This is a genomic window from Pontibacter aquaedesilientis, from assembly GCF_014773225.1.
Classification (GTDB): Bacteria; Bacteroidota; Bacteroidia; order Cytophagales; family Hymenobacteraceae; genus Pontibacter; species Pontibacter aquaedesilientis.
The window spans coordinates 162,114-176,993 of sequence record NZ_JACXAJ010000006.1; the positions used below are offsets into that span (position 1 = coordinate 162,114).

Genomic DNA, 14,880 nt, shown 5'->3' on the forward strand with positions numbered 1-14,880 from the left:
GGTATACGGGCAGGTGCTGTGTACAACATAGGTATTTTCTGTAGCCGTATACCTTCCTGCTATACATGGAAGCAAACGCGCTGGGAACGGCCAAACTGAGATTCATAACGTATGGAATCAACATTAAGTTTTTGGAATACTTCACACGGCCCGCCTGTTCTCTTTGGCCGAACGGCTTTGCCTGCCCTAACATCCTGTTTCAACTAAAACCGTATTTCACCGTAACCGCAAATTGGAAACAGCACCACTTTCAATAGCCAACAATTGGCTTTGCAGCGAATGCAGAGCCCAGAGGTCTGGCAAAACACCACTATGGAAGAGCAGAACATCGTCAAAAGAGCAAGCGAGTATGTATTCAGGCTATTCAAGGAGCAATTGTCCAAGAAGCTCGTCTACCATAACTATAAGCACACATTCGAAACCGCCAACGAAGCCCGCCAGTTAGGTGAACTTCATAAATTGAGCGAGGAAGAGCTTCAGGATCTGGAGCTTGCCGCCTGGTTTCATGACACCGGCTATGTGACGGCCTACAAAGGACACGAGGAAGAAAGCATCCGTTTCGCATCTTCCTGGCTGCAGGGGCAGCAGTATCCGCCTGAGCGCATTGCCCGCATTGCCGATTGCATCATGGCCACCAAGCACGGTACCAAACCGAACAGCCTGTTGCAGGAAATAATAGTCGACGCCGACATGGCCAACATCGGCAAGGAGACCTTCTTTGCGACGGCCGAGCTGCTGCGTGTGGAATGGGAGATATTTCAGGACAGGTTTTTCACAGATCAGGAGTGGGCCCAGTTCCAGATGGAGTTCTTGCTCTCGACCACTTTTTACACCGACAAGGCACAGCATAAGTATGCCGAGCAACTCGGACTCAATATCCAGGAGCAGCGCAACCGGTTGCAAAAAGAGTCTAAAAAGCTGAAGAAGGAGGAGAAGGCCCACCGCGAGACCCTTGCCCAACCCAAGCGGGGCATCGAAACGATGTTTCGCAACACTTATCGCACCCACCTCAACCTGAGCGCCATAGCCGATAACAAAGCCAATATGATGATCAGCCTCAACGCCATCATCATGTCCGTTATTATCACCTACCTAAGCACCAAGACCTCTATCACGGGGGCTGAGTTCGCCCAGCACCGCTCTTTGCTTATACCTGTGGGTATGCTGCTGCTCACCACACTGGGGTCAGTGATCTTTGCTATTATCTCTGCGCAGCCCGAGGTCACCAGCTTTTCTTTCAACAAGAAGAAAATCAACAGCAAGAAGGTAAACCTGCTATTTTTCGGAAACTTCACCAACATCCCGCTGGAGGATTTCCAAAACGGCATGCACGAAATTATGCGCGACAAAAAATCGTTATACACCAACATGATCACCGACATCTATTACCTGGGGGAGGTGCTGGGTCGCAAGTATAAGATTCTACGCATCTCTTACTCTATCTTTATGGTAGGATTGGTGCTTACCGTGATTGCTTTTGGCATCTCCATAGCCCTTTATGATGCCCCTATCGTGGACCCGGCCCCAGCAGCGCAGTCCAGGTTGTAAATAGGCGGAATTAAACTACATTAGTAGCGGTGGGCCGGAGGCGTATACCTTCAGCCAGCCATATCTCTAACTTGGGTTCTGATCTTCACACTCTGATAAGCCGCTCCGGGGTGACTCCTGTATGAACAAAACATAGTTTATACCTCAACCTCTTCCGTTTTACTCGTAACCTACTCTACACGACTACCTGTCATACCAATTACGGTGCGCAACAGACTTTTAGGAAAAAAACACCCAAACTAGGACGCAGGCAGGTTACATCCCCTATGTATTGAGAGCTCAACCGTTAAGGTTCAATGCTGCCAGACATATGAGCGGGCGTGGTTGACAGGAATGATAAAAAGGCTTGTTTGAAGAAACTCTTGCCTATGGACTTAAATATGTAACTGGCACCCTGGTCAGCGCCACTGCGTCGCAACTTGCACGCCGTTACACTTCAAATAAAAAACAGGTTATAAAGCATGGTGATTTACAAAAACGGCTTCTTGACGCTGGACTACGAACCGGCAACCGACATACTTTCTTTTGAGATGCCGAATGTGGATGATGTTGTGTTGCCAGAGATGAAACGAAGCCTGGCTATTATAGTGGAGCATGTGCGAAACTATGATGTGAAGCGGGTATTGCTGGATGCCCGGCAAACAAACATGTCGGTTGATGCGGAAAGTTACGCTGACATTATCGCTGAGTTCTACCGAAACCTGATGGCAACCCGAGTCCAGAAGGTGGCACGTCTCGTAACACCCGATTCAAAAAGAGAGAAAGTAGTGAAGACTCTTTTGGATAACATGACTCTTTCAGTGGAGGTGCAGCGCTTCACCGAAGTCAGCAAAGCGCTTGATTGGCTGAAAAGTGACGTTTTGCCTATAACACGGCCTTCATCACGCCCAATTTAATATTGACTCGTATTAATATTGCCTCGTAGTATATTGTGTTAGGAACATAACCTATAATAGCATGGATCACAATAGTAACAGCACCGAAGACCACATGCATGGTTCTTTATTCGCTTTATTAAGGCGCTTCGTAGAACATGCATACGATTACAGTACCTGGATGAAGCTCCTGCAGTCAACAGGCTTGGAAGGCGCCTCCTACCAGATGCACGAGATGTACCCTACCAGGGAACTGTTCGCTATTGTAAACAAGGCTTCTGAGGTAACAGGCATTCCTGTCTATGATTTGATGGAGCAGTTTGGGGAGTTTTTAGTGCCAGACCTGCTGTTGATTTACAACAAGTACGTAAATCCAAACTGGCGCACATACGACATGCTGTTGCATACAGAAAGCTCTATGCACGGTGCCGTGAAGAACCAGGACAAGAGGACAAACCCTCCCATGTTGCTGGTAACCAAGAAAGGTAGCAAGCAGTTAATTGTGGACTATTACTCCAAACGAAGGATGTCGGGCGTAGCCGTTGGCATCATCAAGGGCATTGCAAAGTATCACAATGAGAGCGACAGTGTGTCTGTGACACGACTAACCGCCCCTGACGAGGAAAGGGTACAGATTCAGGTTGACTTTCTGAACTGATATGGCAATTGCTTAGTTTTACACTGGAGACCTGAAGGAGGCTTAAGCTCGGTTTCTTTTAAATAGCCTTCACCTCCTTCTTTTTCAGTCCACGCGTTGGATTTACTTTGACATTTAACAATGAACAATACATTTGGATTACCGATAATCCCTGATAACGACAACGAACGACTGGCAAAGCTGAAAAGCCTGCATATCCTGGACACCTACGAAGAGAACGGTACCTTTAAGCACATTGCCGCCATCGCTTCCCGTATGTTCAATGTGCCGATCGCTCTGGTGAATTTCGTGGACAGAGACTATGTTATCACAAAAGCCCAGACAGGGATGGATGGATTGAATGAGGTGAGCAGAGCTGTCAGCCTGTGTTCTTTGGCGATACTAAATAGTGATGTTACCGTTTTTGAGAATGCTAGGGAGGAACCTTGCCTGTTGGCTAATCCGATGGTTATAGGTGATTTTGGCCTGCAGTTCTACGCGGCCGCTCCCTTAACCACATCAGATGGTTATAACATTGGGGCTGTGTGCATTGTCGACAAGGTACCGAGGGAGTTCACTGCATCAGATCAGAAAATGCTCCAAAGCCTTGCCTCTATTGTGATGGACGAGATAGAGAAGTCCTAAGCGAACGTTGGGTTTATAGGCTGAAGCCTGCCTGGGCTCTACCCAGTTACTGAACACAACCAGTCTTCAGCCTCTTCTTCGTCTTCAAAAATTCTTATCATAAACTCCCTGTCTATCCGCTGTATCAGGCTTTCGATGGTTAAGGTGGCGTAAATACTGGTAGGCACCACCTGCGCCATATAACGCAGGCCAGCAGCTTTCATCTGAGGCGTCCAAACTTTTTCTGCCCAATCGAGGGCCATATCCCAGGACCCCACCACATTTTTGTTACTGTTGAGCAGCTTCGCACAGGGCTGTTCCTTCATCATCTCCAGCATTTTGTAGCCGCCTTCCTTCACAGTCTCCACCGACTGCGTTCCATACCACTCTACATGCAGAATGTCACCTGCCTGTGTTCTTGTGGCTGTGAAAAACACATCCCCAAATACCTTTTTCAACCTGACCTGCTGTTCCATCCCGTTCAATATTTTAGCCTTGTGTTGACACCAGTAAAAGATAATCTCTGAATTAAATAGAATGTTGGAGTAACCATGCTTTCGCGGTGGTTTCGTTCGCAAACACCCTGACCTCAAAGGCTTTGTTATTGGAGGAAAAATTGGAAGCCGTAGCCCCTGCAAAAGACTCAGGTGTGGTGATCAGAGCGAAATGTTTTATTCCTGCTGCGGCTGCCTGTATAGACCACTCATCTATTACCCACTCCAGGGAGTGATCCCAACTGCCAAGCACCTCGCTTGTATCGTTTAGCACACAACTATAGCCATACTCCTTGACAGCATTTGTATAAGCCAAAGCACCTGCCTTCACATTCTCTTGCGTTAAGTATCCAACCCAATTAGTATGTATCCATCTGTTTTCGGTATCTGCAGTAATGGTAATAAATACCTTACCAAAAGCGTTTGTAAGTTGTTGCCTCATCTTCGGAATTTGCATAACAGAACTTAATACTGGATTTGTTACCAGAGGGTTTGGAAATAGCATCCTCCCCATTGAGTAAATAATTTTTTTCCCTCTCAAGAAGCGCAATACGATCGAAACTACCATCTGGGGGCGTGTCCAAAATGTCATATCGCTTTAACGCTGCAATTCTCTCAGCTTCAATCATCATTTTCATAGGATGAAATAATGATGAATTAAACACCAATCGGAAATCAGACACAGATAACAAGTAAAGGTACGCTAATTTATCGACAAACATCAGACTCTATTTTCAGTTGTTAAGTACCCTGCTTGCGTTTAGGTATGTTGTCGGCTTTCTTAATTTGACTCTATCCGTCGTACGACTTTGTAAGATGTGTTCAGAAGAGTTATCTTTGTTCAATTGGCAGCAAAACAGAGTCGTATTAAGTTCTTATCGTACAAGGCTTAAAGAACATTTCTGCATAAAAAGGGAATAAGGATTAGAAGTGTTTAGCTAACCAATCAATTACCAAGGCCCTGTAGTTCAATGGATAGAATAGGAGTTTCCTAAACTTTAGATAGCAGTTCGATTCTGCTCAGGGCCACACCCTCAATTTCCCGAAGCCTCTGTTTGTGTGGCAACCGGTATTGTTTTCAAAGAAAACGTCTGACCAGCAGACGGCTGCTGGCAGGGCACATTTTTAAAAGAGTTTTTATTACCCTATATTGTATTTGAAGCCACTCCTTATCAAAATGAAAACAACTCTGTTAACCTGCCTGACTGCTGCCTGCCTGCTGGGGACATCCTGCAACACGGAGCGGGGCAAGATGGAGGCTGACGAGTCGGAGGCCACTATGGCCAGCGAAACGGGTGCAGCCTCCCAATTAGGCCCGGATGTCATCTATGTCACAAAACCGCTTATCGGCGGCGAGGTATACAAGACTGCCAGTTTTCAGGCGACCAGCCTGGTATACTTCGATACGACTCAGTTGATTCAGGTGCTGGACACCCTAGATGCTATCTTCGTGAAAGCGCGCGTCCAAAAAGACACAACGATGTATACGGGCTTTGTGTCAAAGGCCATTCTGCCAGAGTAAACTGAGTTCATCAAAGCTAGTACACTGAACAAACAGCGAGGGCCTTCCGGTTATACCGAAAGGCCCTCGCTGCTTGGGGTGTATCTTATCTTTATTTCACTACAACCCGTCTAACCGAGCTATAGCCGTCTGTCTCTATTTTGACATAATACAATCCTTTGGCGAGTCTGGTCAGATCTATCGTTTTGGCCGTGTGCAGCTCAGATCGCTTTACTACTTCGTGGTAGATCTCGTTGCCAATTACATTGATAATGCGAAGATCAACCTGACTTGCATCCAGACTTGAGAAGGAAATCGTAAAAACCCCGTTGTTAGGGTTAGGGTAGATGGATACTTCTTTATCTTGCTGCTCCAAAGCCCTCGCCTTGTTGCCTGCCTGGCCAGCTGCGGGGTCGCGAACCTGGGCCTGTGCCAGCAACGTGGCGAAACAGATAAAAAGAGTAAGTATAATTTGTTTCATGCTGAAATTTAAGTTCTAGTTCCGTTTAAAGTATTACAAAAGTTGTTCCATATTTTAAACGTTCGTAAAGATAAATTGTTCTTGTATTTTACATTACTAAATGGATGCTTTCACCAAATATCCACATCATTTTTTTGGACTTTAAAAACATAGCGACTGTTTGATAGATGTTGCCGTTATCGGAGGAGGGCTTGCCGGACTGACCAGTGCCATTGCTTTGGCCGACAAGGGCATTTCGGTGACGCTACTCGAAAAAAAATCATATCCGCAGCACAAGGTATGCGGCGAGTATGTATCCAATGAGGTGCTGCCCTACCTGCGCTCTATCGGGGCAGACCCCGCCATGCTCCGACCCGCCACCATTTCACGCTTTATGCTTACCTCACCCAAGGGGGTAAAACTTGAGTCGCCGCTCGACCTCGGTGGCTTTGGCATCAGCAGGTATACCTTTGATCATTTCCTTTACCAGCTTGCCTTGGCGCGGGGTGTGCAGGTGCGGGTGCATACCACGGTACAGGATGTGCAGTTTACAGGCAACGGGTTTCACTTAAAGCTGGCAAACGGCGACACCCTGGCGGCGGCAGTGGTGCTGGGGGCCTATGGCAAGCGCAGCGCACTGGACCGCCAGTTCAACCGCTCCTTTTTTGCGAAACGCTCGCCCTACATCGGAGTGAAATATCACCTGCGCCTTGACATGCCCACCGACCTGATCGCACTGCACAATTTTAAAGACGGCTACGCCGGTATATCAGCCATTGAGGACGGCCGCTACTGCTTTTGCTACCTGACCACCCGCGACAACCTGCGCCGATACGGAGCTATACCTGCCATGGAAAAAGCTGTGCTGCAGCAGAACCCGCACCTGCGCCGTATTTTCCGGGAGGCGGAGTTTCTATATGAGCAGCCCGAGGTCATCAACGAGATCTCGTTTGCCACCAAAACCTGTGTGGACCACCACATGCTCATGTGTGGCGACGCGGCGGGCATGATTACGCCCCTGTGCGGCAACGGCATGGCGATGGCGATACATGCAGGAAAACTGGCGACCGAACATGTGCTTCACTACATTGAGGGCGACCGCAACCGGCAGGTCCTGGAAACCAGCTATACCCACGCATGGAAAAACCAGTTCGAACGCAGACTGCAGGTAGGCCGCACCGTGCAGCGTTTGTTTGGCAATCCTTTTCTTTCGGAAGTGGCGGTGAATACACTGCGCCATGTCCCGGCGGCTGTGCAGCTTATCATGCGGCAAACGCACGGACAACCTTTCGGGTCGCCTACATCTTAAAACGGCCGCTTGCGTACTTAACCAAACCCACGCCTATGCCCTTTTCAGGTATAGGCTAAACTTACAGCACCTGTGCCTGTTGTCGCTATACCTACCCTAGCTGACCAAAGCAGACGTGGGTTTTCACAGGGAACAAACGCTACACAAACCAGCTCATGAAAAGCTATATATGCGGTATCGGCACGGCTAACCCGCCACACAAAATCCCGCAGATGCAGGTGGCCGACTTTATGTCCGCCGCCCTGCAAATGAACGAACAGGACACCCGCAAGCTCAAAGCACTTTACCGCGTATCAGGTATAGGGCAGCGCTACAGTGTGCTCGAAGACTTCACCCGCCAAAACGGCGACTATACCTTCTTCCCTAACACAACCGATCTCGAGCCTTTCCCGACGGTGCAGCAGCGCATGGAGGTATACCGGAAGCACGCCCTCGATTTGTCGGAGGAGGCAGTGCGCAACTGCCTGAAGCAACTCAGCGGCATAACGCTGCCGGAACTCACGCACCTGATCACGGTGAGCTGCACGGGCATGTATGCGCCGGGACTCGATATTGAGCTGGTGGAGCGGCTTGAACTGAACTCCTCTGTGCAGCGCACCGCCGTTAATTTCATGGGCTGCTATGCGGCTTTCAACGCCATCAAACTGGCCGATGCCATCTGCAAAGCCGACCCAAGCGCAAAGGTAATGCTGGTTTGCACCGAGATTTGCACGATCCATTTCCAGAAGAATCCGGAGCAAGACCACCTGGTGTCGAATGCGCTGTTCGGCGACGGCGCGGCGGCAGTGCTTATGCAAGGACAGCCTTGCCCGGAGGTTAGTCTTGAGTTGCAGTCCTTCCACTGCGACCTGGCCCCCGCCGGCAAGCGCGAGATGGCCTGGCACATCGGCGACACGGGCTTCGAGATGACACTCTCTTCCTACGTGCCAGATCTTATCAAAAACGGCATAAAACAACTCACGGAGCGTCTGCTGCAAGGTCTCCGGACCACGGTTTCAGAAATTAAGCTGTTTGCGATACACCCCGGTGGGCGGCGCATACTGGAGGTGATAGAGCAGGAACTGGGCATGACACGCGACGACAACCGCCACGCCTACCGCGTGCTGCATGAATTCGGCAACATGTCGTCGGCTACGGTGCTGTTTGTGCTAAAAGACCTGATGGCCAGCCTGACTACACAGGAGAAAGACGAGCCGGTACTGAGCTTTGCTTTTGGCCCGGGCCTGACACTGGAATCGATGCTACTCAAAGTGCACTATGCTGAAACAACGGTCTAACCAACCCGAACTGATGGACGACCTTAGCTTGTCGGGGGATGAGCTGCGGCGCAACCTCGAAGAGCTGGAGGTGATCAACACCTGGCTGGGTGGGTATAAGGTGGTGTTGGATGCCTTGGATAAACTCCTGGATGGGTATAATGGTCCGCCTTTGCATATTGCCGACATAGGCTGTGGCGGCGGCGACACGCTGCGCCACATCGCCAAATGGGCCCGCCGCAAAAACATAAAACTGCACCTCACAGGTATAGACGCCAACGATTTTATGGTGCAGTACGCCCGGCAGCGCTGCGGCGGCTTTCCGGAAATCAGGCTGGAGCAGCATGATGTGTTCTCGGATCAGTTTCAGCAAAAGCAATACGACATTGTGGTTTGCAGTCTGTTCTGCCACCATTTCACGGATGAACAGCTCGTGAGCATGTTCAGGCAGTTGCACCGGCAGGCAGGTATAGCCGTCATCATCAACGACCTGCACCGCCACTGGCTGGCCTATCATTCCATCAAACTGCTTACCCATTTTTTTTCGGATTCCTACCTGGTTAAAAACGATGCGCCGCTCTCCGTTTGGCGGGCTTTCCGGAGAGATGAACTACAAAGATTGGTGCAGGAGGCAGGTATAGACAGGTATAGTCTGCGCTGGATGTGGGCTTTTCGGTGGCAGCTTCTTTTGAAGAAAGCCTAACAATTAGTATCTTAACAGGGTATAAAAAGCAACTCTCATATGATGCGACGATTCAATATACTCTATTTACTTTCTGTGCTGCTGGCAGCCACAATCCTTTATTTTGCTTGGACCCGCGAGTTCTTAACAAATATTTGGCTTGTACTGGCACTCATTGCTACGCTACAACCGGCTATTTACTATGTGCTGTGGTACGCCCGTAAAAAGTATAGCTAATCGCTTAATCAAAACCTGACGACATGAGCAAAAGCACGCTTAACTTCTGGATCCTTTTTGCAGTCTCCATCATCCTTTCGGTACTTGTCATTTCTATCTTCGTGAAGGTGCTGAAGGCTGCCCTTTTCATTATACTGGTGCTCGTTTTGGCTCCCATCATCTATGTTGCGCTTAAACTGATATTGCCGGGCGCAAAGGGTAAGAGCGAGGACGACAAGCTGAAATTCCGGCCTTAACCCCAGGCTAAAAGAAAAATTGCTGCGCCAGCCGGAAGGTATTGGCGTGCGCCTCCACGATGTGCGCGATCTGCCTGGAGTAGCCTCCGCCCATGCTCACTGTGACAGGTATGCGGTGGCGTGCGCAGGCATCCAGCACCATGCGGTCGCGCTCCTTGCAGCCGGCTATACTCATGCCCAGTTTCCCCAGTTTGTCAGTAGCCAGCACATCCACCCCCGACTGAAAGAACACAAACTCCGGCTCTTGTTCATCCAGCAGCCGCGGCAAATGCTCCCCAAGTAGTTTCAGATAGGTCTTGTCGTCGGTGCCCTCCGCAAGCGGTACGTCCAGGTCAGATTTTTCTTTGTGGAAAGGGTAGTTATGTCCGCCGTGCATGCTGAAAGTAAACACCCGCGGCTCATGTTGGAAAATCTGCGCTGTGCCGTTGCCTTGGTGTACGTCCAAATCCACGACCAGTACCTTTTTGATACCCTTGTACTTGAGCAAGTGATTGGCTGCGATGGCGATGTCGTTGAGCAGACAGAAACCCTCTCCCCTGTCGGTAAAGGCGTGGTGCGTGCCGCCTGCTATGTTCATACCGATGCCATACTCCAATGCAAACAGTGCAGCCTGCAGCGTACCGTTCATGATCACGATTTCCCGCTGCACCAACTCCTCTGATAATGGAAAACCCGTTTTGCGAATCTCGGATGGGCTCAGCTCCAGATCGCGCAGGCGCTGCCAGTAGGTGGCGTCGTGCGTGTCGAGGATGTATTGCTCTTCGAGCGGCGCAGGGGCGAACAGGTTATCCTGAGCAATGGTACCTTCGTAGAGCAACTGCTCGGGCAACAGGTCGTACTTGGCCATCGGAAAGCGGTGGCCTTCGGGCAGGGAGTGGGCAAATATTTCGGACCAAGCTATTTTCAGCATAATGCAAAATTAACATTTATACACCTCTTCTGGTTTGCCCCGGCCATATTTCATCTCCTGAGGGTTTCCACAAGCAGCATGTAGACACGCTATACCTACCAGTTTTTTTATTTGCTCCAGACTCATTTACTTCTGATTTTCAGTGCAATTATCTAATGGCAACATTATGTAAAATGCACTATCCACCGCCGTGTATAAATTCTTGTAACCCTATATTTTGGCAATTTTTCCCCCATTATACCTGTGGGTAAATGTGGATAACTATGTTGATTGGTGTGAATTATCCACCATTTGCTGTTAACTCCCTGTTGATTTCAGGTAAATTTATTCACAATATCATAACAACACCCCCAAAAGTGCAAATAAACACTGAATCGGCTGTTGACATGATTGCCATACCTGGGTCTGGATTTTTTATATCCCTGTTTGGCTCAGGCGGGCTCTGTTTTCGACAGGGCGTTTAATCTGTGCATTTTTTATTCCGGATATTCTGCCTCAGGTCAAAGGGAGATGAGTAGGGTCGTAAGCCATCGACACGGTATACCTGGCCAGTCAACCGCAACATTTCTATTACAAAAACGATATATATACCCTTGCATATGGGGGTCTTTCAAACACCGGCTCTCATGCACTTCCTAAAACTTAACATAGAAACATGAAAAAGACGATATTACTCTTGCTCACTTTGCTTGCTTCGCTGAGCACTTACGCACAACCTGACTCATACGGCCCGGCTGCGGGACGGCAAAACCACAACCTGTTCAGTCGCAGCGGTAACAACTCTGGCTTTGGCGTGAAGGGGGGAGTGAACTTTGCTATCTTGAATGGCAGCGAGAAAGATGTGCTGGGCAACTTCGAGGGCCTGACCACTTTCCATGCCGGCATCTATACCCAGTTCAGCCTGAGCGATTTCTTCTCGATACAGCCCGAAGCGCTTTACTCCCGCAAAGGCATTGAACGCAACGACTCTACCTTCCGCTTCGATTACCTCGAAGTGCCGGTGCTCGCAGTATTCAACATCACCGAAAACGTAAGCGTGCATTTTGGCCCGCAGGTAAGCGTGATGATGTCGGCCAAGGAGGATGACAAAGAAATAGACCTGGAGCCGCTCAATACCTTCGACTATGGCATAGCAGCAGGCGCCGAGGCCCGCCTGAGCATTTTCAGGCTGGGTGCCAGGTATAACCTCGGTCTTGCGGACCTTCGCAAAGAAAACAACCTGGGGCAGAAGATAAACCAGGACATCAAGCACGGCGTGTTCCAGGTATACCTGGGCGTCGGTTTCTAGCGAATTTTCACATAAAGCCATACACGAAAGGGACTCTATCCGGAGTCCCTTTTATTTTGCATACGACCAGGTGGGGACTGCATGACTTTTTCAGCCCTTTGTTCGCAAAGCCCGTATTTATAGTGCTGATTACTACCCGTGTAGCATTCCGATGCGCGGATTACACCTATGAGACACGACAAAACATACCCCCTCTATACCTTGCTATGGGCTATGCTGGCACTGACTGGTATGGCCTGCGACACGACCGTGAAAACCGATGAAGCCGAAGTGGGCGCAGCCGTGCGGGCCCTGAGCCCTGGTGTGCCTGATCAGGTATTTACAATTGACACTGCCAAAAGCACCGTGACCTGGATTGGTGCCAAAGTAACCGGACGGCACAACGGCGTGATCCCGATAAAGGAAGGGCAGATCAACCTGCACAATGGCATAGCCCATGGCGGCAGAACCGTGTTTGACATGACCGCCGTGTGTTCCACTGACAAGACTATTGACGAGGCAGGCAACAAAAAGCTCACCGGGCATCTGCGCTCCGAAGAGTTCTTTGATGTTGCGCAACACCCAACGGCCTCGTTCGTCATTACCTCCATTGTTTTTTACGACAGTACAGAAAGACAGGAAGTGCCTTCGACTACGGCCAGCGCCAAAAAGATGCGCATCAAGAACCCAACACATAAGATCACAGGCAACCTCACCATCAAAGGAATCACGAAGAGCGTCAGTTTCCCAGCCCTGATCACCCAAGAAGACAGCCTGCTGCGGGCCAAGGCCAACTTCAACATCGACCGCACCGAATGGAAACTAAACTACGGCGCTGATAAGTCGCTGGGAAATAAGACAATCTATCCGGCGGTAAATATAGGACTGGACCTGGTGGCCAGGCCCAAATAAGCTAACAGGCAAACACTTACATAGCTAATTGCGTTACAGCAATTGTACTGTTTCCGTATTTATTCCCGTCCATTCATGCTAAAGTCACCCGCAATGCGTTCCTACAAAAACCATTTTGTGAACCTATCATGAGAAAATACCTTTGCCTGCTCCCCCTTCTGCTGCTATCCCTGTCAGCCAATGCGCAGGGCGGGGCAGTGGCAGCGTTCAACTTACAGCAGGCAGAGACGCTTAAGTTTGGAATGCTGGCGCTGGGGGTTTGGGCACTTGTCAACATTCTCATCAGCAGCATCAAACTTACCAAGTCGTCACGCAACAAGCGCTATTTTTTCCAGATGAACATCTACTGGAATATCGTCAACCTGATCATCGCGGGCGCTTCGCTCTACTACACCCTCTCCATCGACCCAACTGTGAGAACACTGGCCGAAAGCGTAGATTTCCATTACTGGTGCCTGAAACTGCTATACCTGAGCATTGGCCTGGATCTGGCCTTTCTCTTGTTGGCCGCCTACCTGAAGGAGCTTTCTAAATCCTCCCCCAAAACTGAGCAGTACCTGGGCTGGGGGCAATCCATTATGTTGCAGGGCTTTTTCCTGCTGGTGCTCGATGTTACGTTGGCCGTGCTGCTGGAGGGGCGGGCCGAGCAGCTGCTGCGCCTGCTGCCATCCTAAGAGAGACAGATTCTATAAAAAAATCGCCGCACTTTACCTGTTAAGGTTAAGTGCGGCGATTTCAGTTATTGCCCGGAATGAGTTAGCGTGGGTCGTGTCGGCCTTCGGCAAATTCTTCGATGATCTTCTTGTTGAAGGCAGGAATATCGTCCGGATTGCGGCTCGTCACCAACCCATTGTCTACCACCACTTCCTGGTCTACCCACTCGGCACCCGCGTTTTTAAGGTCTGACTTCAAGGTATGGTAACTGGTTACTTTTTTGCCTTTCAGCTTGCCTGTCTCAATCAGGGTCCAGGGGCCGTGGCAAATGGCGGCAACCGGCTTGCCCGACTCCATAAATTGGGTCACGAAGCGCACGACTTTCTCGTCGGCACGCAACTTGTCGGGGCTCATCACACCGCCGGGAAGCAACAGACCATTGTAATCGTCGGGGTTGGCGTTGCCGATGGTTTTATCCACTTTGAATTTGTCGCCCCAATCGGTGTGGTTCCACCCCTTCACCTCTCCTTCTTTCAGGGCGATGAGGTGCGTTTCGGCACCCGCCTCTTCCAGGGCCTTCCTCGGCTCTGTGAGCTCTACCTGTTCAAAGCCATCGGTTACTATTATCGCTATCTTTTTTCCATCCAGTTCGTTAGCCATTTTAAGTTTGTTTTTTTAGTTTAACATCGCAATTGTCTATTCAAAACGGTTTGGGCGTGAAATTGTTAGAAGCAGTCCGAAGCAATACACGCTTTCACCGATTCGTTATTAGCTCATGATGAAATACGTTAAGCCAGCCATGCTCTTGGTGGCCTTTGTTCTGTTTGCTGCAACCGCCTCGCTGGCTCAGCAAAAAGTAAGCACCATCAAGTTCGATGAACTGCAAAAGATCCGGGCATCGCCGCACGACACTTTGTATGTTGTCAACTACTGGGCTACCTGGTGCAAGCCCTGCATCAAGGAGATGCCGTATTTTGAGGCGATCACCCAGCAGTATAAGGGCCAACCGGTGCGTGTGATTCTGGTGAGCATGGACGCCGTGCAAGATCTTGAAAAGCGTGTTATCCCCTTTGTGGAGAAACGCAACCTGCAGTCGCGGCTATACCTGCTCGACGAGCCCGACGGCAATACCTGGATAGACCGCATCGAACCCAAGTGGTCGGGTGCCATACCTGCCACCATGTTTTTCAATAACAAACGCAAGCAGTACGAGTTTGTGGAGCGTGAGCTTTCCGAAGCCGAATTACAGGAACTGATCAATAAGTATAAACCATAATC

At 49.7% G+C, this 14,880-nt stretch carries 18 protein-coding genes and 1 tRNA gene; 14 read left to right on the forward strand and 5 right to left on the reverse strand.

Going from position 1 to position 14,880, the window contains the following annotated elements:
* The first annotated feature begins 312 nt into the window (after positions 1-312).
* The 4 genes from H9Q13_RS13120 to H9Q13_RS13135 all read left to right on the forward strand — a co-directional run bounded on the left by H9Q13_RS13120 (position 313) and on the right by H9Q13_RS13135 (position 3,705).
* Positions 313-1,548 (forward strand): Pycsar system effector family protein, encoded by a 1,236-nt coding sequence (locus H9Q13_RS13120; RefSeq protein ID WP_191184264.1) that lies wholly within the window; start codon positions 313-315, stop codon positions 1,546-1,548.
* Positions 1,549-2,009: 461 nt separating this feature from the next.
* Complete coding sequence (locus tag H9Q13_RS13125; RefSeq protein ID WP_191184265.1) at positions 2,010-2,444, forward strand: STAS/SEC14 domain-containing protein; 435 nt, start codon at positions 2,010-2,012, stop codon at positions 2,442-2,444.
* Between the two features lie 61 nt (positions 2,445-2,505).
* The gene (locus H9Q13_RS13130; protein WP_191184266.1) at positions 2,506-3,081 is read left to right on the forward strand and encodes a heme NO-binding domain-containing protein; all 576 of its coding nucleotides are present in this window, start codon (positions 2,506-2,508) and stop codon (positions 3,079-3,081) included.
* Between the two features lie 120 nt (positions 3,082-3,201).
* Positions 3,202-3,705 (forward strand): GAF domain-containing protein, encoded by a 504-nt coding sequence (locus H9Q13_RS13135; protein ID WP_191184267.1) that lies wholly within the window; start codon positions 3,202-3,204, stop codon positions 3,703-3,705.
* 38 nt (positions 3,706-3,743) lie between these two features.
* Here the strand turns inward: H9Q13_RS13135 and H9Q13_RS13140 are convergent, their stop codons facing one another.
* Both H9Q13_RS13140 and H9Q13_RS13145 read right to left on the reverse strand, forming a co-directional pair.
* A complete protein-coding gene (locus H9Q13_RS13140) occupies positions 3,744-4,160 on the reverse strand; it encodes a hypothetical protein (protein ID WP_191184268.1) in 417 nt (138 codons plus the stop codon).
* Between the two features lie 52 nt (positions 4,161-4,212).
* Positions 4,213-4,770: an STAS/SEC14 domain-containing protein gene (locus H9Q13_RS13145; protein WP_224744276.1), complete on the reverse strand. Its 558-nt coding sequence runs from the start codon at positions 4,768-4,770 to the stop codon at positions 4,213-4,215.
* Between the two features lie 365 nt (positions 4,771-5,135).
* Here H9Q13_RS13145 and H9Q13_RS13150 point away from each other — a divergent pair.
* Both H9Q13_RS13150 and H9Q13_RS13155 read left to right on the forward strand, forming a co-directional pair.
* A tRNA-Arg gene (locus H9Q13_RS13150) sits at positions 5,136-5,207 on the forward strand.
* A 148-nt stretch (positions 5,208-5,355) separates the two neighbouring features.
* The gene (locus H9Q13_RS13155) at positions 5,356-5,700 is read left to right on the forward strand and encodes a hypothetical protein (protein WP_191184269.1); all 345 of its coding nucleotides are present in this window, start codon (positions 5,356-5,358) and stop codon (positions 5,698-5,700) included.
* A gap of 91 nt (positions 5,701-5,791) precedes the next feature.
* On the opposite strand, the gene H9Q13_RS13160 is transcribed toward H9Q13_RS13155, so the two are convergent.
* Complete coding sequence (locus tag H9Q13_RS13160) at positions 5,792-6,160, reverse strand: T9SS type A sorting domain-containing protein (RefSeq protein WP_191184270.1); 369 nt, start codon at positions 6,158-6,160, stop codon at positions 5,792-5,794.
* 160 nt (positions 6,161-6,320) lie between these two features.
* On the opposite strand from H9Q13_RS13160, the gene H9Q13_RS13165 reads away from it, so the two are divergent.
* The 4 genes from H9Q13_RS13165 to H9Q13_RS13180 all read left to right on the forward strand — a co-directional run bounded on the left by H9Q13_RS13165 (position 6,321) and on the right by H9Q13_RS13180 (position 9,859).
* Complete coding sequence (locus H9Q13_RS13165) at positions 6,321-7,448, forward strand: NAD(P)/FAD-dependent oxidoreductase (protein WP_191184271.1); 1,128 nt, start codon at positions 6,321-6,323, stop codon at positions 7,446-7,448.
* A 155-nt stretch (positions 7,449-7,603) separates the two neighbouring features.
* Positions 7,604-8,725 carry a type III polyketide synthase gene (locus tag H9Q13_RS13170; protein ID WP_191184272.1) on the forward strand — a complete coding sequence of 374 codons (1,122 nt, stop codon included), beginning with the start codon at positions 7,604-7,606 and terminating at the stop codon, positions 8,723-8,725.
* The gene (locus tag H9Q13_RS13175; protein ID WP_191184273.1) at positions 8,706-9,407 is read left to right on the forward strand and encodes a methyltransferase domain-containing protein; all 702 of its coding nucleotides are present in this window, start codon (positions 8,706-8,708) and stop codon (positions 9,405-9,407) included. Before H9Q13_RS13170 ends, H9Q13_RS13175 begins: the two co-directional genes overlap by 20 nt.
* A 239-nt stretch (positions 9,408-9,646) precedes the next feature.
* Entirely contained in the window at positions 9,647-9,859 is a 213-nt protein-coding gene (locus H9Q13_RS13180; RefSeq protein WP_191184274.1) for a hypothetical protein, read from the forward strand.
* A 7-nt stretch (positions 9,860-9,866) separates the two neighbouring features.
* On the opposite strand, the gene H9Q13_RS13185 is transcribed toward H9Q13_RS13180, so the two are convergent.
* Entirely contained in the window at positions 9,867-10,769 is a 903-nt protein-coding gene (locus tag H9Q13_RS13185) for a histone deacetylase family protein (RefSeq protein WP_191184275.1), read from the reverse strand.
* Between the two features lie 655 nt (positions 10,770-11,424).
* Here H9Q13_RS13185 and H9Q13_RS13190 point away from each other — a divergent pair.
* The 3 genes from H9Q13_RS13190 to H9Q13_RS13200 all read left to right on the forward strand — a co-directional run bounded on the left by H9Q13_RS13190 (position 11,425) and on the right by H9Q13_RS13200 (position 13,622).
* On the forward strand, positions 11,425-12,057 hold the full coding sequence (locus tag H9Q13_RS13190) for a porin family protein (protein WP_191184276.1): 633 nt from the start codon (positions 11,425-11,427) through the stop codon (positions 12,055-12,057).
* 168 nt (positions 12,058-12,225) lie between these two features.
* Complete coding sequence (locus H9Q13_RS13195; RefSeq protein WP_191184277.1) at positions 12,226-12,948, forward strand: YceI family protein; 723 nt, start codon at positions 12,226-12,228, stop codon at positions 12,946-12,948.
* A gap of 128 nt (positions 12,949-13,076) precedes the next feature.
* Entirely contained in the window at positions 13,077-13,622 is a 546-nt protein-coding gene (locus tag H9Q13_RS13200) for a DUF6992 family protein (protein WP_224744277.1), read from the forward strand.
* 82 nt (positions 13,623-13,704) lie between these two features.
* On the opposite strand, the gene H9Q13_RS13205 is transcribed toward H9Q13_RS13200, so the two are convergent.
* Positions 13,705-14,262, reverse strand: coding sequence for a type 1 glutamine amidotransferase domain-containing protein (locus H9Q13_RS13205; protein ID WP_191184278.1), 558 nt, complete (start codon positions 14,260-14,262; stop codon positions 13,705-13,707).
* Between the two features lie 115 nt (positions 14,263-14,377).
* On the opposite strand from H9Q13_RS13205, the gene H9Q13_RS13210 reads away from it, so the two are divergent.
* Positions 14,378-14,878 (forward strand): TlpA family protein disulfide reductase, encoded by a 501-nt coding sequence (locus tag H9Q13_RS13210; RefSeq protein WP_224744278.1) that lies wholly within the window; start codon positions 14,378-14,380, stop codon positions 14,876-14,878.
* Positions 14,879-14,880 lie beyond the last annotated feature (2 nt).

What these genes read in the sequence shown, in the direction of transcription:
- H9Q13_RS13130 (WP_191184266.1), top strand. Translation starts at nt 2,506, where the DNA reads ATGGATCACAATAGTAACAGCACCGAAGACCACATGCATGGTTCTTTA.
- H9Q13_RS13145 (WP_224744276.1), bottom strand. Translation starts at nt 4,770, where the DNA reads ATGACATTTTGGACACGCCCCCAGATGGTAGTTTCGATCGTATTGCGC.
- H9Q13_RS13190 (WP_191184276.1), top strand. Translation starts at nt 11,425, where the DNA reads ATGAAAAAGACGATATTACTCTTGCTCACTTTGCTTGCTTCGCTGAGC.
- H9Q13_RS13205 (WP_191184278.1), bottom strand. Translation starts at nt 14,262, where the DNA reads ATGGCTAACGAACTGGATGGAAAAAAGATAGCGATAATAGTAACCGAT.
- H9Q13_RS13155 (WP_191184269.1), top strand. Translation starts at nt 5,356, where the DNA reads ATGAAAACAACTCTGTTAACCTGCCTGACTGCTGCCTGCCTGCTGGGG.
- H9Q13_RS13170 (WP_191184272.1), top strand. Translation starts at nt 7,604, where the DNA reads ATGAAAAGCTATATATGCGGTATCGGCACGGCTAACCCGCCACACAAA.
- H9Q13_RS13140 (WP_191184268.1), bottom strand. Translation starts at nt 4,160, where the DNA reads ATGGAACAGCAGGTCAGGTTGAAAAAGGTATTTGGGGATGTGTTTTTC.
- H9Q13_RS13160 (WP_191184270.1), bottom strand. Translation starts at nt 6,160, where the DNA reads ATGAAACAAATTATACTTACTCTTTTTATCTGTTTCGCCACGTTGCTG.
- H9Q13_RS13200 (WP_224744277.1), top strand. Translation starts at nt 13,077, where the DNA reads ATGAGAAAATACCTTTGCCTGCTCCCCCTTCTGCTGCTATCCCTGTCA.
- H9Q13_RS13210 (WP_224744278.1), top strand. Translation starts at nt 14,378, where the DNA reads ATGATGAAATACGTTAAGCCAGCCATGCTCTTGGTGGCCTTTGTTCTG.
- H9Q13_RS13135 (WP_191184267.1), top strand. Translation starts at nt 3,202, where the DNA reads ATGAACAATACATTTGGATTACCGATAATCCCTGATAACGACAACGAA.
- H9Q13_RS13125 (WP_191184265.1), top strand. Translation starts at nt 2,010, where the DNA reads ATGGTGATTTACAAAAACGGCTTCTTGACGCTGGACTACGAACCGGCA.
- H9Q13_RS13180 (WP_191184274.1), top strand. Translation starts at nt 9,647, where the DNA reads ATGAGCAAAAGCACGCTTAACTTCTGGATCCTTTTTGCAGTCTCCATC.
- H9Q13_RS13185 (WP_191184275.1), bottom strand. Translation starts at nt 10,769, where the DNA reads ATGCTGAAAATAGCTTGGTCCGAAATATTTGCCCACTCCCTGCCCGAA.
- H9Q13_RS13175 (WP_191184273.1), top strand. Translation starts at nt 8,706, where the DNA reads ATGCTGAAACAACGGTCTAACCAACCCGAACTGATGGACGACCTTAGC.
- H9Q13_RS13120 (WP_191184264.1), top strand. Translation starts at nt 313, where the DNA reads ATGGAAGAGCAGAACATCGTCAAAAGAGCAAGCGAGTATGTATTCAGG.
- H9Q13_RS13195 (WP_191184277.1), top strand. Translation starts at nt 12,226, where the DNA reads ATGAGACACGACAAAACATACCCCCTCTATACCTTGCTATGGGCTATG.